Origin of the sequence: Bradyrhizobium sp. WSM2254 (genome assembly GCF_000472645.1) — a bacterium.
Classification (GTDB): domain Bacteria; phylum Pseudomonadota; class Alphaproteobacteria; order Rhizobiales; family Xanthobacteraceae; genus Bradyrhizobium; species Bradyrhizobium niftali.
Window position 1 is genome coordinate 208,610 of record NZ_KI421445.1, and the last position, 23,024, is coordinate 231,633.

General features: G+C 65.5%; 19 protein-coding genes. 15 read left to right on the top strand and 4 right to left on the bottom strand.

What is annotated here, in order from left to right; all coding sequences use genetic code 11:
- Nucleotides 1-16: 16 nt before the first annotated feature.
- The 13 genes from A3M7_RS0139920 (at nt 17) to A3M7_RS0139980 (ending at nt 13,790) form a co-directional block, all read left to right on the top strand.
- Nucleotides 17-2,917 (top strand): flotillin family protein, encoded by a 2,901-nt coding sequence (locus tag A3M7_RS0139920; RefSeq protein WP_027548902.1) that lies wholly within the window; start codon nt 17-19, stop codon nt 2,915-2,917.
- Nucleotides 2,918-2,928: 11 nt separating this feature from the next.
- On the top strand, nt 2,929-3,366 hold the full coding sequence (locus A3M7_RS0139925; protein WP_011086163.1) for an SRPBCC family protein: 438 nt from the start codon (nt 2,929-2,931) through the stop codon (nt 3,364-3,366).
- A gap of 2 nt (nt 3,367-3,368) precedes the next feature.
- Nucleotides 3,369-3,812 carry an SRPBCC family protein gene (locus A3M7_RS0139930; RefSeq protein ID WP_027548903.1) on the top strand — a complete coding sequence of 148 codons (444 nt, stop codon included), beginning with the start codon at nt 3,369-3,371 and terminating at the stop codon, nt 3,810-3,812.
- Between the two features lie 2 nt (nt 3,813-3,814).
- Entirely contained in the window at nt 3,815-4,633 is an 819-nt protein-coding gene (locus tag A3M7_RS0139935) for a xanthine dehydrogenase family protein subunit M (protein ID WP_027548904.1), read from the top strand.
- Between the two features lie 6 nt (nt 4,634-4,639).
- Entirely contained in the window at nt 4,640-5,116 is a 477-nt protein-coding gene (locus tag A3M7_RS0139940; RefSeq protein ID WP_027548905.1) for a (2Fe-2S)-binding protein, read from the top strand.
- Nucleotides 5,117-5,127: 11 nt separating this feature from the next.
- On the top strand, nt 5,128-6,714 hold the full coding sequence (locus A3M7_RS0139945; RefSeq protein WP_027548906.1) for a xanthine dehydrogenase family protein molybdopterin-binding subunit: 1,587 nt from the start codon (nt 5,128-5,130) through the stop codon (nt 6,712-6,714).
- Nucleotides 6,715-7,737, top strand: coding sequence for a xanthine dehydrogenase family protein molybdopterin-binding subunit (locus tag A3M7_RS0139950; RefSeq protein WP_027548907.1), 1,023 nt, complete (start codon nt 6,715-6,717; stop codon nt 7,735-7,737).
- 10 nt (nt 7,738-7,747) lie between these two features.
- The gene (locus tag A3M7_RS0139955) at nt 7,748-8,629 is read left to right on the top strand and encodes a MoxR family ATPase (protein WP_027548908.1); all 882 of its coding nucleotides are present in this window, start codon (nt 7,748-7,750) and stop codon (nt 8,627-8,629) included.
- Nucleotides 8,626-9,747, top strand: coding sequence for a VWA domain-containing protein (locus A3M7_RS0139960; protein ID WP_027548909.1), 1,122 nt, complete (start codon nt 8,626-8,628; stop codon nt 9,745-9,747). Before A3M7_RS0139955 ends, A3M7_RS0139960 begins: the two co-directional genes overlap by 4 nt.
- Nucleotides 9,744-10,628 carry an amidohydrolase gene (locus A3M7_RS0139965; RefSeq protein ID WP_027548910.1) on the top strand — a complete coding sequence of 295 codons (885 nt, stop codon included), beginning with the start codon at nt 9,744-9,746 and terminating at the stop codon, nt 10,626-10,628. Before A3M7_RS0139960 ends, A3M7_RS0139965 begins: the two co-directional genes overlap by 4 nt.
- 31 nt (nt 10,629-10,659) lie before the next feature.
- Nucleotides 10,660-11,508, top strand: a complete 849-nt coding sequence (locus A3M7_RS0139970; RefSeq protein ID WP_011086154.1) for an MBL fold metallo-hydrolase — start codon at nt 10,660-10,662, stop codon at nt 11,506-11,508.
- 74 nt (nt 11,509-11,582) lie between these two features.
- Entirely contained in the window at nt 11,583-13,160 is a 1,578-nt protein-coding gene (locus tag A3M7_RS0139975; protein WP_027548911.1) for an isochorismatase family protein, read from the top strand.
- Nucleotides 13,161-13,163: 3 nt separating this feature from the next.
- On the top strand, nt 13,164-13,790 hold the full coding sequence (locus tag A3M7_RS0139980) for an FMN-dependent NADH-azoreductase (protein ID WP_027548912.1): 627 nt from the start codon (nt 13,164-13,166) through the stop codon (nt 13,788-13,790).
- A 38-nt stretch (nt 13,791-13,828) separates the two neighbouring features.
- On the opposite strand, the gene A3M7_RS0139985 is transcribed toward A3M7_RS0139980, so the two are convergent.
- The gene (locus A3M7_RS0139985; RefSeq protein WP_027548913.1) at nt 13,829-14,854 is read right to left on the bottom strand and encodes a glycoside hydrolase family 5 protein; all 1,026 of its coding nucleotides are present in this window, start codon (nt 14,852-14,854) and stop codon (nt 13,829-13,831) included.
- Nucleotides 14,855-14,874: 20 nt separating this feature from the next.
- On the bottom strand, nt 14,875-16,161 hold the full coding sequence (locus A3M7_RS0139990; protein ID WP_027548914.1) for an O-antigen ligase family protein: 1,287 nt from the start codon (nt 16,159-16,161) through the stop codon (nt 14,875-14,877).
- A 222-nt stretch (nt 16,162-16,383) separates the two neighbouring features.
- On the opposite strand from A3M7_RS0139990, the gene A3M7_RS0139995 reads away from it, so the two are divergent.
- The gene (locus A3M7_RS0139995; protein WP_027548915.1) at nt 16,384-17,520 is read left to right on the top strand and encodes a GNAT family N-acetyltransferase; all 1,137 of its coding nucleotides are present in this window, start codon (nt 16,384-16,386) and stop codon (nt 17,518-17,520) included.
- Between the two features lie 30 nt (nt 17,521-17,550).
- Here the strand turns inward: A3M7_RS0139995 and A3M7_RS0140000 are convergent, their stop codons facing one another.
- Entirely contained in the window at nt 17,551-18,774 is a 1,224-nt protein-coding gene (locus A3M7_RS0140000) for an NAD(P)/FAD-dependent oxidoreductase (RefSeq protein WP_027548916.1), read from the bottom strand.
- Between the two features lie 432 nt (nt 18,775-19,206).
- Between A3M7_RS0140000 and A3M7_RS0140005 the strand changes: the two genes are divergently transcribed.
- A complete protein-coding gene (locus A3M7_RS0140005) occupies nt 19,207-20,553 on the top strand; it encodes a lipopolysaccharide biosynthesis protein (RefSeq protein ID WP_027548917.1) in 1,347 nt (448 codons plus the stop codon).
- A gap of 107 nt (nt 20,554-20,660) precedes the next feature.
- On the opposite strand, the gene A3M7_RS0140010 is transcribed toward A3M7_RS0140005, so the two are convergent.
- The gene (locus tag A3M7_RS0140010; protein WP_027548918.1) at nt 20,661-22,757 is read right to left on the bottom strand and encodes a GumC family protein; all 2,097 of its coding nucleotides are present in this window, start codon (nt 22,755-22,757) and stop codon (nt 20,661-20,663) included.
- Nucleotides 22,758-23,024: the final 267 nt, after the last annotated feature.

The window sequence follows — 23,024 nt, forward strand, 5'->3', positions numbered from 1 at the left end:
TTCGAGGGAGGACAAGATGTCAGGGATATTGGTCGGCGAGTTGATCCTCTGGCTGATCGTCGCGATCATCGTGATCGTCGTCGCGGTCTACATCGTGAACTGGCTCTACCATCGCTCCTCCAAGGAAACCTCGTTCGTCCGGACCGGCTTCCTCGGCGAGCGCGTGGTGATCAACGGCGGCGCCTTCGTGCTGCCGTTCATCCACGACTACACGCCTGTCAACATGAACGTGCTGCCGATGGGCATCGTCCGCTCCCGCCAGGACGCCGTGATCACCCGCGACCGCATGCGCGTCGACATCGAGGCCGACTTCTACGTCCGGGTCCAGGCCACCAAGGAGGCCGTCTCGATCGCGGCCGCCACACTCGGCCGCCGCACCATGGAGCCCGAACGGCTCCACGCGCTGCTGGCCGGCAAGTTCATTTCCGCAATCCGGTCGGTCGCGTCCGAAATGACCCTGGAGGAGATGCACGAACGGCGCGGCGACTATGTCGTGCGCGTCAAGACCAATGCGGCGGAGGCACTTGCCCAGAACGGACTCGAGCTCGAGTCCGTTGCGATCACCGATCTCGACCAGACCGATCTTGAATTCTTCAATCCCTCGAACCGGTTCGACGCCGAAGGCCTGACCCGCCTGATGGAGGACATCGAGGCGAAGCGGAAGCTGCGCAACGACATCGAGCAGGACTCGATGATCAGGATCCGCTCCCGCAATCTGGAAGCCGAGCGACAGGCGCTGGAGATCGAGCGCGAGAGCGAGACCGCGCGGCTGGAGCAGGAACGCGACATCGAGATGCGCCGCGCGCTCCAGCGCACCGAAGTCGCCCGCGAACGCGCACTGCGCGAGACCGAGGCGGAACAGGCCCAGATCTCAGCGCGCGAGACCATCGAACGCGCGCGGATCGCCAACGACCAGGCCATTGCCGAGGCCCGCATCGCCTCGGAGCGGGAGACCCGCCAGAAGGAGATCGAGCGGACCCGCACCATCGAGGAAAAGGAGCTGCTGGCGCGCGAGGAGATCGAGAAGACCCGGATCGCCAACCAGCGCTCGATCGACACCACCCGCATTGCCTCGGAGCGTGAGGTGCGCCAGCGCGAGATCGAGCGCATGCGCACCGTCGAGGAAGCCGAGATCGCCGCACGCGAATCGATCGAGAAGGCCCGTATCCAGCAGGACCGCGTCGTCACCGATGCCCGCATCGCCAATGAGGAGGAGACGCGGCGCCGCGAGATCGAGCGCACCCGCGCCGTCGAGGAGGCCGAGATCGCCGCACGCGAGGCCACCGAGAAGGCTCGCATCGCCCAGACCATGACGGTCAATGTCGAGCGCATCTCCTCGGACGAGCGTACCCGCGCCCTGGAAATCCAGCAGGTCCGCACCATCCAGGAGGCCGAGATCGAGGCGCAGCGCGCGGTCGAGGCCGCCCGCATCGCCCGCGAACGGACGCTGGCCGCCGAGCGCATCGCTGCCGAGCAGAACACGCGGCAGCTCGAGATCGAGCGCAACCAGACCCTCGACGTCGCTGGCATCGTCGCGCGCGAGGCCACGGAGGCCTCCCGCATCGCCCAGGAAGAACGGGTGCGCTCCCTGGAGATCGCCCGCAATCGCGCCGTCGAGGAAGCCGATATCGCCTCGCGCGAAGCGATCGAGGCCGCCAGGATTGCGCAGGAGAAGACCGTGGCGGCCGAGCGCATCCAGGCCGAGCGCGAAACCCGCGCCCTCGAGATCGAGCGCACCGGCGTTCTGGAGGCGGCCGAGCTGAAGCGGCGCGACGCGATCGAACGCCAGCGCATCGGCGTCGATCTCGCGCTCGAGGCCGAACGAATCAACTCGTCCAAGAAGCGCGAAGTGCTCAATATCGAGCAGAAGAAAGCGATCGAGATCGCGGACGAGGACCGCGTTATCGCGCTCTCCACCAAGCGTTCGGAACGGATCGATGCCGACCGCCAGGTCAAGCAGGCCGAGATCGTCGCGCGCAAGGACGTCGAGACCACCGACGTGTCGCGCGAGCAGGCGCTGGAAGCGGCGCGGATCGAGCGCCGCCGCGCCATCGAGCAGCTCGAGGTCGCCCGCGTCCAGTCGCTCCAGGAGGCCGAGATTGCCGCGCGCGAGGAGGTCGAGCGCGCGCGGATCGCGTCGGATCGCGGCCTGGACGAGGCTCGCATCGGCCGCGAGCGCGAGCTGCGCAAGCTCGAGGTCAACCGCGAGAAGGACGTCGAGACGGTCCTGATGGAGAAGGCCATCGCCATTCATCAGAAGTCGCTGGAAGAATCCGCAGCGCGCGCTGCTGCGGAGGAAGCCCGCATCCACGCGACGGAGGCCACCGAGCGCGTCATCACCGCGCGCGAGAGCGAGATCGCAAGGCGCCGCAAGACGGTCGAGGTGCTGCTCGCCGAGAAGCAGGCCGAGGAGACCCGGATTGCGGCCGACGCCGAGCGCGTCCGCGCCACCGTCGAGGCCGAAGCGCAGCGCATGCTCAACGAGGCCGAGAACGTCCTCACGGATCAGGCGCGCTACTCGCTGTTCCGCCGCAAGCTGCTCGACCGCATCGAGGGCATCGTGCGCGAAAGCGTCAAGCCGATGGAGAAGATCGAGGGTATCCGCATCCTCCAGGTCGACGGGCTCAACGGTAACGGCCATGGCGGCAATGGCGGCCGCAGCGCCACCGACGAGGTGATCGACTCGGCGCTGCGCTACCGCGTCCAGGCGCCGCTGATCGATTCCCTCCTGTCGGATATCGGCGTCGAGGGCGGCAGCCTCGCCAAGATGCCGGGCCTGATCCGCGAAGCGCGCGACATGCAGGGCATCAAGGAGTCCGCCCGCAAGAGCGGCGGTGGGGGTGGCGACAAGCCCGCCGCAGCGCCCTCCGCCGAAGGCGAACCGCCGGCCGAGCGTGGGCCGCGGAAGAAGAGCTGAGGATCGCGTTCATGGCCCGCGTCTACGTCTCCACCGTCGTCAATGCCCGCAACGACCGCGTCTGGGCGCGGGTGCGTGATTTCAACGGCCTGCCGAACTGGCATCCCGCCATCGCCGAGAGCCGGATCGAAGGCGGCGAGCCCTCGGACAAGATCGGATGTGTGCGAGATTTTCGCCTGCGCAACGGCGACCGCATCCGCGAGAAGCTGCTCGGCCTCTCCGACTACGACATGTTCTGCACCTACTCGATCCTGGAATCGCCGATGGGCGTGGAGAACTACGTCGCCACCCTGCGGCTCACGCCCGTCACCGACGGCGACCAGACGTTTATGGAATGGACCGCCGAGTTCGACTGCGCGCCGGAGCGCGAGACCGAACTCGTCAACAATATCGGCGGCGGCGTGTTCCAGGGCGGGTTTGACGCGCTGAAGCGCGTGTTCGGAGGTTGACGGTGCCGCATATCGTCAAGAGCACGATCCTGGACGCACCGACCGATGCGGCGTGGTCCGTGCTGCGCGATTTCAACGGGCACGACCGCTGGCACCCGGCGGTTGCGACCTCGACGATCGAGCGCGCACAATCCTCCGACAAGATCGGCTGCGTGAGGCGCTTCAAGCTGAAGGACGGCTCCGAGCTGCGGGAGCAGCTCCTGGCGCTGTCCGACCTCGAACAGTCCTTCAGCTACTGCCTGCTCGATACGCCCGTGCCGATGTTCAATTACGTCGCCCATGTCCGGCTGCTGCCGGTCACCGACGGCGATCGCACCTTCTGGCACTGGGAGTCGCGCTTCACGACCAGGCCGGAAGACAAGGACCGCATCACCCACATGGTCGCGGAAGACATTTACCAGGCCGGGTTCGAGGCGATCCGGCGGCATTTGAAGGAGGCCGCATAGTCATGGCCGTGACAGTGAAGACTTTTTCGAGCGTCAGCGAAGCGGCCGGGGCGCTGTCCTCGGACCGCAGCGCGCGCTATCTCGGTGGCGGCACGCTGGTAATGCGCGCGCTGAACGAGGGCGACGTCACGATCTCGACCGTCGTTCGCGCCCACGACCAGGCACTGACCCGGACCGACGCATCCGGTCCGCGCGTGACGCTCGGGGCCGGCGTCACCTTCGCGCGAATCCTCGCCGAACGGGACCTCGCCTTCCTGCATGCCCCTGCCCGCTCGATCGGCGGTCCCGCCGTGCGCAACATGGGCACCGTCGGCGGTAATCTCTTCGCCCCCAATCCCTATGGCGATTTCACCGTCGCGCTGCTGGCGCTCGACGCCACCGTCGCCGTGCAAGGCGGCTTTGGCGCGCGCGATGTCCCGATCGAAGAGTTCCTGCAGGCGCGCGACCGCCAGGCCGGGACACTGGTGCTGTCGGTGTCCTGCACCCGGCCGGCCAGCAATGAGGCCTTCCGCTATCGCAAGATCGCGCGCATCAAGCCGAAGGGCGGCTCGGTCATCACCCTTGCCGCGCACCTGCCGGTCAGCGGCGGCCGGATCGCGGGCGCCCGCATCGCGCTGGGCTCGATGGCCCCGACGCAGATCCGCGCCCGCGCAGCCGAGCGCGCGCTCGAGGGCCGCTCGCTGGATGCCGCGACCATCGCGGCCGCCGCATCCGCAGCGACCGAAGGAACATCGCCAACAGACAACGCGCTCGGCAGCGCCTGGTATCGCCGCGAGATCGTCGGCGTTCATCTGCGGCGTCTGCTGTCCGGCCAGGAATAGATAGTCATGTCCAAGATACCTCTGCAATTTCGCCACAATGGCCGCGACGTCGCAATCTTCGTCGACGGCGGCACCAATCTGCTGGTCGCGCTGCGCGAGCTGATCGGTGACATGACGCCGAAATTCGGCTGCGGCCAGGGCGGCTGCGGCACCTGCAGCGTGCTGATCGACGGCGAACTTCACCTTTCCTGCCTGACGCTGGCTGAGACCGTAGCGGGCCGCGCGGTCGAGACGCTCGACGGCATGAAGCAGGGCCCGAATTTGCATCCGCTCCAACGCGCCTTTGCCGACCATTTTGCCGCCCAGTGCGGCTATTGCACGCCGGGCATGCTGATGGCCGCCAAGGCCCTGCTCGACCGCAACCCCGCCCCGAGCCGCGCCGAGGTGGTCGAGGCCATCTCCGGCAACATCTGCCGTTGCACCGGCTACGAGCCCATCATCGACGCCATCCTCGCTGCTTCCGGCAGCCGAGCGAGTGCCTGAGGATCCCCATCATGCTGGAACTGCGCAAAGACATCTTCGCCGACGAGCGCGACGATAATTTGAAGGAAATCGGCAAGGGGACGCAGCGCCAGGACATGCTCGGCCACGTCACGGGCACGTCGAGCTATTTCAACGACCATAAGCTCCAGGGCATGCTGCACCTGAAGGTCGTGCGCTCGACCGAGGCGCATGCAAGGCTCCGCCGCATCGACACCACCGAGGCCGAGCGCTCGGCCGGCGTGCGCCGGATCATCCGCGGCACCGACGTGCCGGTTAATCTCAATACGCTGCTGAGCCTGATCAATTTCGGCAAGGACGACGAGCCGTCGCTGGCGGTGGACAAGGTCCGCTACAAGGGCGAGCCGATCGTCGCCATCGTCGCCGACAGCGAGCGCGAGGCGTTCGAGGCGATCGCCAAGGTCAAGGTCGACTATGAGGTGCTGCCGTCGGTGTTCGACGTCGAGGACGCGCTGAAGCCCGGCGCGCCCGTGGTCAACGAGACCTACCCGAAGAACACGTTCACCTATCACGAAGTCTACGATCACCAGCGCCTGCGCTTCGGCGACGCCGATGCGGCGCTCGCCACCGCCGATCACGTGCTGGAGCAGCGCTACCAGATGTCGCCGATCGAGCACGCGCCGACCGAGACCAACGGCGCGATCGCCGCGCCCGACACCAACGGCCGCTACGTCGTCTACACCTCGACGCAGGCGCTGTTCTTCTCGGTCGATACCTGCGCCAAGATCCTGGACGTGCCGTCCAACACCTTCCACTTCATCGGCGGCACCGTCGGCGGCGGCTTTGGCGGCAAGGTGGACACGCTGACCGAGCCGCTCGCGATCCTGGGGGCGATGCTGACGGGACGCCCCGTGCGCTACGTGTTCGGCCGCGAGGAGGAGATGCAATACGGCCCGCCGCGCGGCGCTGAGCGCATCTACATCAAGGATGGCGTGATGCGCGACGGCCGCATCGTCGCGCGCAAGATCCGCGCCTATTTCGACAGCGGCGCCTATACGCGGCTGTCCAGCTACGCCGCCGTGAAATGCGCCGCGCACCTGCCCGGCCCCTACACCATCCCGAACGTCTATGGCGACGTCTATTGCGTCTTCACCAACCGGACGCCTGCAACCGCGATGCGCGGCTTCGGCGTCACGGCGATGGATTTTGCCATCGAATGCCAGATGGACAAGCTGGCAAACCTCGTCGGCATGGACCCGATGGAGTTCCGCATCCTGAACGCCTATCGCGACGGCGACATGAAGGCGCACAGGCGCGAAGCCAAGAACACCGCGCTGATCGAATGTGTCCAGGTTGCGGCCGAAAAGGCCAAATGGCCGATCCGCGACGAGTTCAAGCGGGCGTCCTCGCGCAAGGACGGCGGCGGCAGCCGCGCGGTGATCCCGCCGACCCCGGCGGATTCGCGCAGCCGGCCGGCGGTGGCCGCGCAGCAGCGCACGACCTATGACCGGCTTCCGCCGACGGTCACCCGCGAACCGCCGCGTGAGCCGCCACCACCGGCGCCGCCTCCCCCGCGGCCCGCTGCGCCCTCGCATGGCGCGACCCGTTTCTCCTCCGTCTTCGGCACCAGGAGGCGCTAGATGACCCGGCATCGCGGACGCGGCATGGCGTCGATCAACTATCCCATCGGCATGAATCTCGGCGGCGACCCCAGCCAGGCGCTGGTGCACTCCAATCCGAGCGGCAAGTTCACGGTGGCGCTGTCGTCGATCGACCTCGGCCAGGGCATGAAGTCGGTGACGCGGCAGATCTGCGCGGAGACGCTGGGCGTGCCGGTGGAGGACGTCTATGTCGACACGGCGGACTCCGACACCGGCCCGCATTGCATGGGCTCGTTCGCCTCGCGCGGCACCCACCGCGTCGGCAACGCCGTGATGGCCGCGGCCCGCGAGGCGCGCGGCGTGATGATGGAGGCCGCCGCCGAGGAGCTGGAGGTCAACGCCGCCGATCTCGAGACCGACGGGCGCGGCAACATCCACGTCAAGGGCGCGCCGCACCGCTCGATCTCGACCAAGGACGTCGCGATCGCCGCGCAGTTCAAGCAGGGCAAGACCATCTCCGGTCGCGGCATCTTCCTCGTCCCTCTCTCCAACGTCGATCCGGAGACCGGCGAGATGTCGCCGGCAACCTGCTACGCCCATGCCTGCCTGGTCGCCGAGGTCGAGGTGGACGACGAGACCGGCGAGGTCGCGATGGTGCGCATGGACTCCGCCTACGAGCTTGGCCGCGCGCTCAATCCGCGCCTGGTCGAGCAGCAGCTGGTCGGCGGCGCCTGGATGGGCGTCAGCCATGCGCTGTACGAGACGCCGGAGCCCTACTATCCCGATCCCGTTCACGGCCCCCGCGATTTCGTCGAATATCTGATGCCCGGCCCCGGCGATATCTGCCCGCACGACATCGCCGTGCTGGAGCGCCCTGCGCCGGATGGCCCGTTCGGCGCCAAGGGCCCCGGCGAGATGTGCGCCAATCCGGTGTTGCCGGCCGTTGCCAACGCGATCTTCAACGCGGTCGGCGTCCGCATCGACGATCTGCCGATCACGCCGGAAAAAGTGCTGCGCGCGATCAAGACGCAGGGCGGCGCGCGACCGCAGGCACGGCGCTAGAGGACTTGGAATGGCGGTCCGCAGCAACATCGTCGGCATCGACAGCCCCGAAGCGCTGGAGAAGGCGCTACGCGCGGCCTATTACCTCGCCGACGAGGGACTCGCGACCGCCGCCTATCTCGGCCTCGCCCTCGGCAAGCCCCTGCTGCTCGAAGGCGCGCCGGGCGTCGGCAAGACCGAGGCGGCGAAGGCCATCGCCGCCGTGCTGGGGCGGCGATTGATCCGGCTGCAATGCTATGAGGGCATCGACGCCTCCGCTGCGCTCTACGAGTGGAACTACCCGCGCCAGATGCTCGCGATCCGCCAGGCCGGCGATGAGAGCATCGACATCTACGGCGAGACGTTCTTGATCGAACGGCCGATGCTCGCCACGCTGCGCGCGCCCGATTCCACCGTGCTGCTGATCGACGAGATCGACCGTGCCGATCAGGAGTTCGAGGCCTTCCTGCTCGAATTCCTGTCCGACTTCCAGATCTCCATTCCCGAGCGCGGCACGGTCCGCGCGGCGGAACGCCCCGTCGTGGTGTTGACCTCGAACCGGACGCGCGACCTGCACGAGGCGCTGCGCCGCCGCTGCGTCTATCACTGGATCGACTATCCCACCGAAGAGCGCGAGGCGCGCATCGTGATGCTGCGCGCCTCCAGCGTTGCGGAGGCGACCGCGCGGGCGGTCGTCGCGGCGGTCGGAAAGTTGCGGCGCGAGCCGCTCAGCAAGGCGCCGGGCATCGCCGAAGCCGTCGACTGGGCCGAGGCGGCGACCTTGCTGCACAAGGGCGGCGCGCGCTGGCCGGAGGCCTTCAAGCGCTCGATCGGCGTGGCGCTCAAGGACGAGGAGGACCTGCACTTCATCTCGCCCCGGCTCGACGCGATGCTTGCGGAGGCGACCGCATGAGTGTCGAACTGCAACTGCCGCAGGCGGCGCGCGTGTTCGTCTCCTTCGTCGCACTGCTGCGCGCCAACAGCTTTGCCGTCGCGCCGGAGCAGACCACCATATTCCTCACCGCGATCGAGCTGCTCGGCCCGCGCGACCTCGGCGATATCCGCCAGGCGGCGCTGGCCACCCTCGCCCCGCCGCCCGAGCGACGCGCGACCTTCGACCGGCTGTTCGACCTCCATTTCCGTGGCAGCGAGGCCATCACGCGCGATGACGACGGCGAGGACGACGAGACCGTCCGGCTTCAAGAGGAAGGCCGCGGCGACGAGGAGCCGCTGCTCTCCGACGACGCCAACGAATCCGGCCTCACCGCGACCCGCAGCGAGGCGCTGGTCGAGCGCCGCTTCGCGCAACTCTCTTCGACCGATGCGCTCCGCCGCCTGACCCGCGAAGCGCCACGGCGTCTACCCAGGCGACGCGGCCACCGGCGCAGGCAGGCGCGTCGCGGTCCCTTCGCCGATCTCCGCCGCACCTTGCGCGACTCCGTGCGCAGCGACGGCGAGGTCCTGCATCTCAGACACCTGAAGCGCAGGCAGCGCCCGCGAAAATTTCTGCTGCTGATCGACGTCTCGGGCTCGATGAAAAGCCGCACCGAGGAGAACATGAAGCTCGCGCACGCGCTGGTGCAGGCCGCGCCCAATGTCGAGGTCTTCACCTTCGGCACGCGCCTGACCCGCGTCACCCGCGCGCTACGGATGAAGCGGCGCGAACAGGCGCTGAATGCAGCCGCCCATCTCGTCAGCGACTGGGACGGCGGCACCCGGATCGGCGATGCCTTGCAAGCCTTCCTCGCGGTGCCCAGGTTCGGCGGCTATGCGCGCGGGGCGGCCGTCATCGTCGTCTCGGACGGGCTGGAGCGCGGCGCACCCGAGGCGCTGCGCGACGCAGTGGCGAAGCTGTCACGGCGGGCCTGGCGCCTGAGCTGGCTGACGCCGCTCGCGACGAGCCCCGGCTTTCGCCCGCAGACCGAAGCGCTCGTCGCCATCGAACGCTTCGTCGACGATCTCGTCGACGGCGGGTCGAGCGCGTCGATCGTCGCGCACGTGCTGGCACTGGGACGTAGGAGAGTTGCGTGACCGAGATTGTCGACGGGCATCATCACATCTGGCGGCAGGCGGACCTGCCCTGGCTGATCGGCCCCATGCAGCCCCGCATCTTCGGACCCTACGAGCCGATCCGGCGCGACTATCCGATCCAGGAATATCTCGACGACCTCAAGGGCAGCGGCGTCAGTCGCTCCGTCTACGTCCAGACCAACTGGGCCAATGACCGTTTCGAGGACGAGGCGGCCTGGGTGCAGCAGACCGCGGACGCGCATGGCTGGCCCCATGCCATCGTCGCCTACGCCAATTTCGCCGTCGACGACGTCCGCCCGCAGCTCGACCACCTCAAGCGTTACCCGCTCGTGCGCGGCGTGCGGATGCAGCTGCACTGGCACGAGAACCCGCTTTATCGTTTTGCCGCCCGGCCCGATCTCTGTCTCGACCCCTCGATCCGCCGCAACATCGGACACCTCGCCGACTACGGCTGGAGTTTCGACCTTCAGGTGTTCGCCCCGCAAGTGCCGGGCGCCGCCGACCTTGCCGAGGCCTTCCCCAAGGTAACCTTCATCCTCCAGCACGCCGGGATGCCGGAGGATCTTTCGCCGGCAGGCCGCGCGGCCTGGCGCGCTGGAATGGCACGCCTCGCCGCATGTCCCAACGTGGTGTCGAAGCTGTCCGGGCTCGGCACGTTCATTCACCGCAACGATCCCGCGCATATCGCGGCGGTGCTGACCGACACGGTCGCGATCTTCGGCGCCGGGCGCTGCCTGTTCGGATCGAATTTCCCGATCGAGAAATTGTGGACCAGCTATCGCGAGCTCATCGACGCGTTTCGCGCGGCGGCCGCTCCGCTGAGTACCGAGCAACAGGACGCGATCTTCCGGACCACCGCAGCGCGCGTCTATCGGCTTTGACGGACAAGAAACGAGACAGGGAGAGACACGGATGGCGCTGGAGATCAAGATCCTGGACTACGGCGATATCGAGCTGGAATCGAGCTTTCTGGTTCTCGGCCGCGATTGCGGCCGCACCCGCCGCGTCCTCACGCTCGGCTTTCTGATCCTCGGCGGCAAATATCCTGTCGTGGTCGACACCGGCTACCGCTCCAACCAGATCATGGAAACGCTGGGCATGCGCGGGCTGCAGTACCACGAGCACATGATCGAGAACCAGCTTGCCCGCCATGGCGTGCGCATGGGCGACGTGCGCTTCGTCTGCCACACCCATCTGCACATCGACCACGCCGGCAAGGACGATCTGTTCCCGATGAACACGACCGTCGTCCTCAACCGCAAGGAGCTGGAATATTCGGTCTCCGGCCTGATGCATCCGCAATATCCGGCGCCCGACATCAAGCACCTGATCGACCGCCTGCACACCAAGAGCGCGCTGCGTTTCCTCGACCTGGAGATTACCGGGCCGATCGAGCTGATGCCCGGCGTCTACTGCGACGCCGCCAACGCCCACACCGAGGGCTCGATGAACATCATCGTCGAGACTGCCGATGGCATCGCAACCATCTGCGGCGACGTGATCTACGATTTCAACGACCAGATCGTCACGCCGTTCAACGAGATTCACGATTGGGAGCCGCGGACGACCGGCAACCACGGCACCAGCAAGCGGGCGGAGAAGGCCTCGATCAAGAAGCTGCTGAGCAATTCGCGCTATCTGCTGCCGGTGCACGACAGGCCGGCCAAGATCGAGGGCGGCATGGTCGTCGGCCGTCTGCACGACCAGGTCCCCGGCCCGATCGTGCAGTCGCTGCCCCCGCGCAACTGGTTCCCGGCCTGACGCTTTTATTCACGCATGATCCTTTCGGAAAACCGCTCCACACTTTTCCGGATCATGCTTCCGAGGATCGACCGATGACGCATGTCACCTTGCGAAGTGAATTCGAGACCTTGATCGATCCCTATGCGCCGGTCGCACAGGTCGGAACGGGCTTTGACTTCACGGAAGGCCCGATCTGGCATCCGGTCGATCACTACCTCCTGTTCTCGGACATGCCTGGCGACGTTCGCCGGCGTTGGGACCCGCGGCGCGGCGTGACCGAGGTCAAGCGCCCGTCGAACAAATGCAACGGCATGACCTATGACGCCGAGCTCAACCTGATCATCTGCGAGCACGCCACCTCGTCGCTGATCCGCGAGCGGCCGGACGGCCGGCGGGAGGTGCTGGCCTCGCATTTCGGAGGCCAGGAGCTCAACAGCCCCAATGACGTCTGCGTGCACTCCTCGGGCGCAATCTATTTCTCGGATCCCTGGTACGGCCGCATGCCGGTCTATGGCGTCGAGCGGCCGCGGCAGCTCGGCTTCCAGGGCGTCTATCGCGTCATGCCGGGCGGCGAGCCGAGGCTCGTGGTCGAGCGCAATCTGTTCGACCAGCCGAACGGGCTGTGCTTCTCGCCCGACGAACGGCTGCTCTATGTCAACGACACCGTGCAGGCCCTGATCCGCGTGTTCGACGTCAACGCCGACGGCACGCTCTCGAACGCGCGCGTGTTCGCAAGCGGAATCAAGTCCGAGCTCGAGCCTGGCCTGCCCGACGGCATGAAGTGCGACCAGCACGGCAATATCTGGGTCACCGCACCCGGCGGCGTCTGGGTCTATACGCCGCGCGGCGAACTGCTCGGCAAGGTTCGTGTGCCCGAGCTCGTCGCCAACCTCGCCTGGGGCGGGCCGGATTTCCGCACGCTCTATCTGACCTCGACGCATTCGGTCTATGCCATCCCTACCAAGGTGGGACCGCGCCACGAGCCCTATATGAGCGGCAAGCGCGGCGGCGGCGGCGGCGCAAGCGCCGGCCCCGCGGCCGCAGCGCCCATCCTCACCGACGGCGAGATGCAGCTCGATCCGCAGCGCTGCGCCATGATCATCCAGGACCTTCAGAACGACGTCATCATGGATGGCGGCGCATTCGCCGAGTCAGGCGCGCCTGGTCACGCGAAGCAGCAGCATGTCGTCGAGAATGTTCGGCGTCTTGCCGAGGCCGCGCGGGCGCGCGGCGTCGCCATCATCCATGTCTGGTTCGTGGTCGAGCCCGGCGCCCCCGGCGTGACGCTGAACGCGCCGCTGTTCGAGGGTCTGGTCGACAGCAAGGCGATGGTACGGGGCAGCTGGGGCGCGGCGCCGGTCTCGGGCCTCGAGCCGCGACCCGGCGATTTCGTCGTCGAGAAGATGCGGATGAGCGCCTGGGAGGGGACGCGGCTGGAGACGATCCTGAAGGCCACCGGCCGCGACATGATCATCAACACCGGCGCCTGGACCAACATGTCGGTCGAGCACACCGCGCGCACCGGCGCCGACAAGGGTTATTTCATGATCGTGCCGGAGGATTGCTGCTCGACCATGAATGCCGACTGGCACTCCGCCTCGATCAACTTTGCCATGCAGAACGTCGCCATCGTCACGCGTGCGGATGCCGTCATCAGAGCGCTGGGATGAGCGGTGGCAAAGCTCCTGCACCTCTCATGCTCGCCGCGTCCCGACTCGGAGTCGAGCGCCGGCGCGCGCGTCTTCCTTGACGGATTTCGCGAGGCGCGTCCCGACTGGGACATCGATGTCATGGATCTCTGGCGGGAGCGGATGCCGGAGTTTGCGGGACCCATTGTCGAGGCCAAATATGCGCGGATGAAGGCCCAGGCTTTCGACGACGCCCAGCGCGACAGCTTTGCCGAGGCCGAGCGCATGGCGACGCGCCTGTCGCTCGCGGAACGCGTGCTGATCTCGACGCCGATGTGGAATTTCGGCATCCCCTACAAGCTCAAGCAGTGGTTCGACATCATCGTCCAGCCCGGGCTTACCTTCCGGTTCGACCCGGCGTCGGGATATCTTCCGCTGCTAAAGGACCGGCCGACCATCGTCATCCTCGCCAGCGGCAGCGACTTCGTCACCGGCATGAATCGCGGTCGCACCGACATGGCGACACCCTATTTGCGCGAGGCACTGCGCTTCATCGGCATCAGCGACGTGCGCTTCGTGCCGATCGGGCCGACCACCGGTCCGGCGGCCCCGATCCTCGCCGCGCGCGAGACGGCGTATCGACGCCTCGGGGAGATCGCCACATGGTTCTGATCGATTGGTGCCGCGCTACGCTAGGCGATTTACGAGCTTCAACGCTGCGGCGGGATCAGCGCACGCAGGATGTCCGGCTTCCAGGCCTGCCGCGCGCTGTCGAAGGCCGCGAAATCATGGTCGAATTGCCAATAGGCCCATGACCAGCCAAGCCTGTCGGCGCTTCCTGCCATGAACGACAAATATCTCGCGCGGCTGTCGGATGGCGCACGCTCATACACCCCGAATTCGCCGAGATAAACCGGGCGCTTCTCCTTCTGCGCCCAGAGATCCATCTTCCTGAAGTCAGCGGCCGCCTTCGCTTCGTCGTCCGGACCGCCCCAATCCAGCGGTCCGATCCGCGAAAACGTCGAAGACCACGGCGCGCCCTGATGCGTGAATCGTATCGGCGCGTAATAGTGAAACGTGACGATGAGGTTCCTGTCGTCGGCCGGCAGCGCGAGGTCGTCGACGGGGATGTCGTCCGTGTTGAGAACCGCGGCAATGACCGGCCGCGCCGGATTGGTGCGGCGGATGATCTCAAGACATTCGTTGAGGAGTGAATTCCAGTCGGCGGACGTCATTTGCCCGCCGGGCTCGTTCAGGACCTCGAAGACCAGCGCGGGATATTTTCCGGCATAGCGCTCGGCGATCTGCCGCCAGAGCGCCCTGAGCTTCTCGCGGCATCCGGAAACGTCGCGTTGGCAAACATGAGTGTCGTGCTCGTCAACGATCGGAATGAGGTTCCTTGCGAGGACTTCCTCGATGACGGCATCCAGCCGCCTCAGAACGATCTCGTCCAGGACGTTTCCCTCGCCCATGAACTTGAAGCCGAAGAAGTTGATCCTGACATGCGAAAATCCGGCCTTCCTGATTGCGGTGAGATTGTCCAGGCGGAACGGCGCGTTCCGGCCGCCTTCCCAGATCCCGTCATAGCCGAGAATATTGATGCCGCGCCCCAATTTCGGCAGGTCACGGGACGCCGCCTGCCCGGCCCCATGGGCATGGAAGCAAGACGACGCGAGGAAAAAAGCCGTTGCCGCAACATTGAAGCTTCTCGTCCAGCGAGCGCGGATGGCTCTCATCTTGCTTCCATTCGTTGAGACTAGAAATCGGTCTGCGGCACAGGCCTGCACGTCGCAAAGAAGAACGCCACCAGCAGCACCGACGTGAACATCGTCGAGCGAAGGAACGTCGTCTCGGTAAAGTTGGTCTGAAAGCTGAGAGCGACAAATCCGATGATGAGCGCGCAGTGCGACCGGTCGATCGCGCGGGCCGAAATCAGATGGAGAACCTTGTTCGAGAACAGAAGGACGCTCGCGGCGAAAAGCAAGTAGCCGAGAAACCCCGTCTCCATCAGGATCGCGATATAGCCGCTGTGATAATTGTCGAGCACCCAGCCGTGGTTCTGTTCGAAATAGTCGTAGATCGACGGGATCGTCCAGAAGCCGTTGATCCCGAAGCCGAGCAGCGGTGCGTCATCGAAATGGCTGATGGCGTAATGCCAGATGAACGTCCGCTCGGTCAGATCGATGGACGCATCACCGACATGAATCGCCTCATACCCCGTTGCGTAAAAATAGAAGATCAGCGCGCCGGCCAGCAAGCACATGACGAACGGCAGGAGCGCATAGATTCTCATGCAGGTGACCGACCACATCGAGGTCACGAGCAATGCACAGGCGGCCAGGGCAACGGCACCGGCGCCTCGCGATTCAGACGCGAGGACACATGTGGACGCCAGAAGGAACACCAGGAGGAAAGCCGACCACCCCTGCCCCTTCATCTTCAGATAGCAGGCGAAGAACATCAGATACGCGCCGACGAAACCGAGGGTCTGCTTCGATTCATAGACGCCTTGCCATTGACCGTTATGCATCCAGCTGTGGTCTATCCCGATATCGGGTACGGCGAGCGCGCAGAAGGCGGATGCGGCCACCAATATGAAAAGCCCAAGGGCCGTGGCCCTGACGACCTCGTCCATGTCGATGCGCGTGATGAGACAGAATGCGCCGAAGGTCGTCATCGCGAGCGCCAGGCTCTTCATGATGGCAGCAGCGTTCAGGCTGGTCCAGAACACCGAAGTGACGGCGAAGGCGTAGAATGCGACCAGGACGATCAAATCGGGATTGAACTGCAAACGCAGCCGCGGGCGCACGAACGCGCTGGCATAGATCAGGACGCCCCACATCAGGATCGCGACGGCCTGCTGCAGATAGGTCAGCTCCGCCGGTAACAGCGCGGTATTGAAGGTGCCCATCGACGCGACGACGTTGATGGTGATCGAACAGCCAATTGCAGCCCTGGCAATCTTCTCAACGCCAACGCTGCGCGTCTTCCAGATCGCGCTCCCGGGAGCCCCGGAGTCCACCTCGGTCTGTAGGCTGGCCATGAATTGACCTTCCTTAAACGCGGTTAATTATTTGCTAGCGCGGCCAGGTCTCGACATCCGAGCCGTCGCGGCCGCGAAATCTTTAGACTTCGGTAACGATACGAGACCGGCTCAGTCCATTGATGCAAATCGTACCACCGCGGTATCTCGACCGTCACTCCCCTGCTATAAGCCCTGAGCTCGATCGAGCACTCCCGAATTATCCGGTTTCCCTGGTTACGCATGAACACGCCTGGCAACACGTTCGATATCGCCGTCGAACCGGCATTCGACTTCCTGTCGCCGGACTATGCAGAGCTGTTCGATCACTCGGCTGCCACCGCGTTCCAGCATCCGCTTTGGCTGCATAGCCTCTACGGCAGGCTTGCGTCGCATGCCGGAGCAACACCTCTTGTCGTCGTGGTTCGCCACCGCGCGACGGGCGCCCTTGCGATGGTGCTGCCCTTGCTGCGGATCCGGCGCGGCCCGATACGGACCGTCGAATTCGCCGACCTGCGCGTCTCCGACTATCTGGCGCCGGTTTGCAGCCCAATGGTGTTTTCCGAGCTGCTCAGGGATGCGGATGCATGCGCCGAGATTCGCCGCATCGTTCGCCCTTTCGACCTGCTCCGAATGACCAAGCTGCCGGACGGGCGGCTCCCGATCGAGAACCTTCTGGGTGCGCCCCGCCGCGTCGCGATGGACACCAATGCCTACGCAACGGTTCTGCTCGCCCCATTCGCCCAATGGCGGACCAGTGCGATGGAGCGCTCCTATCAGAAGGAGCTCGCAAAGAAGTATCGGCAGCTCCAGAAGAAGGGCGCGCTGAGCTTCTCGTGCTGCGACGACAGCGCCGCCGTCCTCGAGGCGCTGGACGTGATGAGGAAGTTTCGCGGCCCGCGGTTCCAGTCGCAGGGCGACGGAGACCTGCTCCAGCGGCCCGAATATTACGACTTCTATTCCGACATCGCGGTCCGTGGTCTCGGCTCCCTTGCGCGGCTCTATGCCATGAAGATGGATGGCGAGGTGATCGCCGCCGTGCTCGGATTGCACCACCGCGACAGTTTCCTCGTCATCATGAGTGCCTTCGACATTGCCGGATACAAGAGCCAATCCCTCGGCGCGCTGATGTTCGAGCAGGTGGCGAAGGACTGCATCGAGCGCGGGGATCAGATGCTCGACTTCACCATTGGTGACGAGCCATACAAGAAATTGTTCGGCGGGCAGCCCTCGCCGATGTGGGCGGTCACGCACGCCGGCAGCACCACAGGCGCGATATCGCTGTTCGCATTGAAGCAGGCACCCTGGCTCAAGCTTGCCGCCAAGCGAATTTCGGAGTTGCGGCTCTCGCCAACCCGCACCTCGACGCCGACGCGCTGACCGGCGCGAGGCGCCGGCGGATTGCAGCCCTCAGGCGCGCAATGCGCTGCGGACCTGCGCAAGCCAGCCCGGCCGCATCTGATCGACCCGATGGGTGATGCTGCGCCTCAGGAAGTGCAGCCGTCGCCGCACATCCCAGCCGATATCGTCGCGGGACGTCAGCGCCTGGCGGAAGCGCGCCATCTTCAGTGACTGCTGGTCCGCGGCGATCTTGTCGCGATCGGAATAGAACTCCGATATCTTCTCGATGCCCATGCCTTCGGTCGCGAGCCACCGCGGCGCATATTCGGTGCAGAGGCGCTCGACGTCCACCAGCAGGCGGGCCACGCCCGTTCCGGCAGCAGGACAGTTGGTCTGAAACGCATCGCCGATCAGCACGATTCCGGGCTGGAGGTGTCCTTCGACGACGGACAGGTCCATCACCCAGTTCCGGACCCGGCCCGTTACGCGAAAATCACCGAGGTAGGGCTGCAATCCCGGCAGCAGCCGCAGGACTGTCGCTTCCGTGTCGCGACGCAGATCGCGCATGACCGGATCGGTCGGGTCGCGAAACATGAAGAGATTGGCCCGCATGCCGGCGGGTACCGGAAACAGACTGAGATAATCGACGCCGTCGGAGGTGCGCTCGCCGTAATAGGTCAGCGCCTTGAAATCGAACGGCGCGCCGTCCCGGCGAGCGATCGTGAAGCCGAAGGAAACCGAGTGGCCTGCGGCCAGCACGCGCCGCCTGATGCCCAGCTTGTATCCGAGAGCTCCCGCCATGCCCGTCGCCAGAACGACAAGACGCGCATTCAGGCGGCGTCCGGAGGCAAGCTCGAGATGCTGAATGTCGTCGCTACAGGTAATTGCGGTGACCTCGTCGAGGATCAGACTGGACGGATCGGGCATCTGGCCGCGCGCCATGGCAACGAGACCGGCATAGGGAAGCCCGTAGGCCTGGCCGACGCTGACATCGACCACCTTGCCTTCCCTGACATTGAGCACGCGATCGTATGGACAGGCGACGCTCGCGAGGCCACGGATGAAGCCCAGCCTGCGGAGCATCTCCAGCTGCTGGCCTCCGATCTTTTCGACCCGAAACTCGTCCGGATAGACCGCGCGCTTGTCGACCAGCGCGACGCGATGCCCCACCCGCGCAAGGACGGAAGCCGCGAGCGAACCCGCAAGGCCACCTCCGACAATCGCGATGTCCGCGAACGTCGTCGTGGTCGCAGCTGCGGCGATCGGCTCGGTCACGGTGCTATCCGCCGTCATGGTCCAGGCTCCCACGGTTAACGGTGGTTCCAGGTGCAATTATCCCGCCTGATGTCGCATCGCAGGACCGAGCGCGATCATTTCCATCGATCGAGGTTAATGAACCGGAGACTCGATCGGCCGGATGATATCCCGGCACGCGTCTTGCTCAGGATGTTCGACAAGGGCCGGTCTTCGGCAATGCCACGGTGGAATGCATGGCTGCTTCGCGTCAGAGCGACATCACGTCGCTTTCGACAGAGCCGGCCTTCGCTCTATCCGGGACAGGCGGAACGAATGTGTCCCACCGTGACGCAGCGGGCGTTTCGCCGATATCGGCCGCGACCAAAAGGACTCCAGAGGCCCCCATTAACACTCGCGGTTTTTCACCATGCTAGGCTGTCACCGCTATCGTAACGCGTATCTCCAGGGGAAAGTCGTCCCGCAACGTCCATGATCGAATCCATCGTCCAGTTCCTGCGGCGCGACGTGACGCGCGGTGTTGTCGGGACCATCCTCCTCAAGGTTGGCAGCGGCGCGCTTGCGTTTGCGCTGTTCTCGCTGGCGGCGCGAACGATGTCGCCTGATGGATTCGGCATCTTTGCGACCTGGCTTTCGGTTGCCCAGATCGCAGCGGTCGTGGGGCTGGTCGGCCAGGAATCGCTCCTGGTGCGATTCCTGAACGAGTATCAGGTCGGAGACAGGCCCGACCTCATCAAAGGTGTCCTCCTGTCGAGCTTCAGGATGACCTCCGTCGCGATGCTGATCGCGATCGCCGCGGTCGCGTTGGCCGCGAGCTTGAGGGGCGACTGGTGGCTTCTGATCCTTGCTCTCTCGGCCTACACTGCGGTGAATGCCGGACTGATGCTCGGCAGCCAGATCGCCCGCTCGCTGGTCAGCATTCTCATGGGCGAAGGCAACCGGGAGCTCTTCTGGCGGGTCATCGTCGTCCTGTTTCTGCTTGCCATGTTGTTCGGCCACCGGCAGCTCGATCCCGCCGAGTTGTTCGCCGTGATGACGATCGCCATGTCGGTGGGCCTGGTCGCGCAGATAGTTGCGATTGCCCGCGCCCTGCCCGACTTGCGCAGCACAGCGGCAAGTTCCGAGACCTCACGCTGGAGATCGAGCGCGCTTCATTTCTGGGTCGCGTCCATCCTCGAAGCCGCCAACCAGTATTTCGACGTCATCCTGGTCTACTGGATGCTGGATCCGACGACCGCCGGAATCTATTTTGCCGCTTCGCGCCTGGCCAACATCTTCGCCATGGTCTCGGCAGCACTGTACAGTTTCGGGGCGCGCCGGCTTCCTTCGCTGTACTTCAGCAAGAACCACCAGGAGTTCGGGCGAACGTTGCAGCTCATGGCGGAAGTGACCGGGCTTTGCGTGGCCAGTGGACTTCTCCTGATCTGGATCGGCGGCCCCCAGCTTCTCAACCTGTTCGGGCCCCATTTCGCCGAACAGCACTGGGTCCTGATCGTGCTCGCGATCGGCACGGCTTTCCAGGCGGCGGGCGGTCCATCCGCGGCGATCCTGCAGCTGACCGGCCATGAGCGCGTCTATGTCCCCGTCGTCGCGGCGAACGTGGCGCTGCGGCTGGTCGGATTTCTGGTCCTGATTCCCTGGCTCGGCGTGCTTGGCGCAGCGATCTCGGCGACGGTGTCGCTGGCGCTCGCGACCATCGCGCTCAACGTCCTGTGTCGCCGGCGAACCGGAGTCGATCCTTCAATTCTCGTGCTCTTGCGCTTCTCGGCATCGAAACGCGGCGCCTTCGCCGTTCGCGGCGCCGACTCCGGCGACTAGCCCTTCCCGTTCCGATGGAATCGGAACGGGGCTCTCGATTCTTGTTTTGACGCGTTTTCTTTACGCGAACCGGTATCCACTTCGCTCGAAAACGCTCTAGGCGCGGATCAACCGGCCAGGCCCAACACTTCGCCTCGACGGCGCGCCGCCGACGGATCGGCCGGGACGCGATTGATGACGAGCCCGGTCGGCACGCCGCCAAAGCGGGAGAGCGCAGCCATTGCCCTGCGCATTGCAGCGGAATCGACCGCGTCTTCGCAAGCGACCAGGACGACCAGATCGGCGTGAGCGGCCAGCGCCGCCGCCTCCGGCTGCAAGGCCAGCGAGGTGGCATGGACGACGATCAGATCGAACTCCGAGCGAATGTCGTCCGCGGGCGATGCCTCGGGCCGCTTGCCGGCGCCCAGAAGCGCATCGACGCTGCGAAAATCCGCCGTGGTCATGCCGTCCGACTGGCCCTTGGCAAGGCCAGCCCCGGCACCGCCGAGGTCCGGCTCGACCCGGATCAGGACGCTCAGCTTCCCCCTGTTCACAGCCCACCGGTTCAGCGACCGCGCGACGGTGTTGCCGCCGGCCCGCTTGCCGACCGACATCACGAGCGCGACCTTACCCCGGGCTCCCGGCAATTTCTCCAGCCGGTCGAGCAGCGGGCGCAAATGGGGACCGAGATCGAGCTCAGCCGTCGCGGAGACCGGTCCTTGCCAGATGTTTCTGGGCACATCGCTCGGCAGCAGGTCGGGAATGCGGGCCCACACGGGCGGGCGTGGCGACGACACGGGCTGGCGTGGAGCCGGATCGGGAGAACGAGCGTCTTCGGCAGCCTTGTCCGATCCGCGTCCGGTTGCCGCAACGACCGCCGTCGATGTCAGCAGCGAGCCGATCGCGAGCGCGGCGAGCAGCAAGGGCAGCGGCGGAAGCGTCGAGCGTAGCGGCGGAATGGCGGACGAAGCAATCTTGGTCTGGGAGCTCTGCAAGAGACGCTGCTCGTTCGTCGTCTTGGAGCGCGAGAGGAACTGTTCGTAGATGTTTCTGTTGGCCTCGGCGTCGCGCTGCAACTCCTGGAGCCGGACCAGGGCCTGACCGTCGACCAGGATCTGCGATTCAGCCGCCTTCATCTGGCCTTCGAGCGCCTTCTGCTGTTCGCGCTGGGCCTCGTATTCCGACTTTGCGGTGTCGATGCCCTTTGTCCGCTCGACCTCGATCTGCCTGTTGAGATCGTTCAGCTGACTGTAGGACATGACGAGGTCGGGATGGCGATCGCCGAACACCGCCCGCTTCTGCGCGATTTGATCATTGAGCGCCGACCGCTGCGCGCGCAGCGCGCTCAGGAGATCCTGCTTGACGGGTCCCTCGACATTCGCCTTCAGGTCGCGCTGAGCCTGCTCATAGCGCGCTTTCGCCTCTTCGGTCCGGGCGCGCGCGGCGGCAACCTGCTGCGACAGCTCGGTCACGCGCAATTGCTGGGTCGTGGCATCCTTGCCCGCGTTGACGATCCTGTGCTCGAGCTTGAACGTGGCCACGGCGTCCTCTGACGCCCTCAGCCGGTCGTTCAACGTCTTCAGCCGCCCGCTGAGCCAATCGGCCGCATCGTCGGTCGCCTCGGTGCGGTTGCGCGTCTGACTCGCGACAAACGACTCCGCTATCGCATTCGCATAATAGGCCGCCCGTTCCGGACGGTTCGAGGTGAAGCGGATGGCGATGACGTAAGTGAGCCCGCGGCGGGAAATGTCGAGACGGTTGCGGAATCTCTCGAGCAGGCGCGCGGGGTCGGTATGTCCCCCGGAAATGTCCTCGTCGTCCTGAACCTTGAGCTGCTCGATCAGCGGCTTGAGAAAGCCGTCGGACTTCGCCACTTCGACCAGGCTCTGCAGCGCGGCGCTGTCCTGCCCTATGCCCGGCAGAACGTCCTGGTCCGCAGTCACGCGTTGCTCCCGGGGATCGACAACGACCAGCGCGGTCGCCGCAAATCGAACCGGGATCACCAGCAGAACGACGACGCCGAGGGCGAAGATCGCGAGAGCGAGCGTCAGGATGCGGCGAGCATTGTCCCGAATGAAGGAGAGCGCGCCTGCGGCAGTGAGCACACCGCCAAGACGTGTTGCGGCACCGTCAGTCTCACCGTTCGACGCATTTTGAGTCTGCCACGACGCGGAGACACCGGTCGATCCGGAACTTGTCGGGTCTGCGCGGCGACCGAACGTCATGGACTTTACTCGGATTCAACTGGCAAGCACTGTTCAGTGGCCTGCTCCACCGTAAATATCTATGGTTAATCCGCAGTTACCTGCCGCCACGCGAAGATGACCAATTGGTTAACGCGCGCGCCTCGCTCCGTGCGGAACCCCCGTCATTCTGATGTGAACGATGCGGTCCGGCGGCCAGCGCATTAACTCCGTTTATTGCTAGTCGGTGTCCGCCCGAGGCTCGCATGTTAGGTACGGCATCAAGAAGGTGAACGTTTGATTAGCAGG

Coding starts and splice junctions, on each gene's coding strand:
- A3M7_RS0139920 (WP_027548902.1), top strand. CDS start 17: ATGTCAGGGATATTGGTCGGCGAGTTGATCCTCTGGCTGATCGTCGCG.
- A3M7_RS0139925 (WP_011086163.1), top strand. CDS start 2,929: ATGGCCCGCGTCTACGTCTCCACCGTCGTCAATGCCCGCAACGACCGC.
- A3M7_RS0139935 (WP_027548904.1), top strand. CDS start 3,815: ATGGCCGTGACAGTGAAGACTTTTTCGAGCGTCAGCGAAGCGGCCGGG.
- A3M7_RS0139940 (WP_027548905.1), top strand. CDS start 4,640: ATGTCCAAGATACCTCTGCAATTTCGCCACAATGGCCGCGACGTCGCA.
- A3M7_RS0139945 (WP_027548906.1), top strand. CDS start 5,128: ATGCTGGAACTGCGCAAAGACATCTTCGCCGACGAGCGCGACGATAAT.
- A3M7_RS0139950 (WP_027548907.1), top strand. CDS start 6,715: ATGACCCGGCATCGCGGACGCGGCATGGCGTCGATCAACTATCCCATC.
- A3M7_RS0139955 (WP_027548908.1), top strand. CDS start 7,748: ATGGCGGTCCGCAGCAACATCGTCGGCATCGACAGCCCCGAAGCGCTG.
- A3M7_RS0139960 (WP_027548909.1), top strand. CDS start 8,626: ATGAGTGTCGAACTGCAACTGCCGCAGGCGGCGCGCGTGTTCGTCTCC.
- A3M7_RS0139970 (WP_011086154.1), top strand. CDS start 10,660: ATGGCGCTGGAGATCAAGATCCTGGACTACGGCGATATCGAGCTGGAA.
- A3M7_RS0139975 (WP_027548911.1), top strand. CDS start 11,583: ATGACGCATGTCACCTTGCGAAGTGAATTCGAGACCTTGATCGATCCC.
- A3M7_RS0139985 (WP_027548913.1), bottom strand. CDS start 14,854: ATGAGAGCCATCCGCGCTCGCTGGACGAGAAGCTTCAATGTTGCGGCA.
- A3M7_RS0139990 (WP_027548914.1), bottom strand. CDS start 16,161: ATGGCCAGCCTACAGACCGAGGTGGACTCCGGGGCTCCCGGGAGCGCG.
- A3M7_RS0139995 (WP_027548915.1), top strand. CDS start 16,384: ATGAACACGCCTGGCAACACGTTCGATATCGCCGTCGAACCGGCATTC.
- A3M7_RS0140000 (WP_027548916.1), bottom strand. CDS start 18,774: ATGACGGCGGATAGCACCGTGACCGAGCCGATCGCCGCAGCTGCGACC.
- A3M7_RS0140005 (WP_027548917.1), top strand. CDS start 19,207: ATGATCGAATCCATCGTCCAGTTCCTGCGGCGCGACGTGACGCGCGGT.
- A3M7_RS0140010 (WP_027548918.1), bottom strand. CDS start 22,757: ATGACGTTCGGTCGCCGCGCAGACCCGACAAGTTCCGGATCGACCGGT.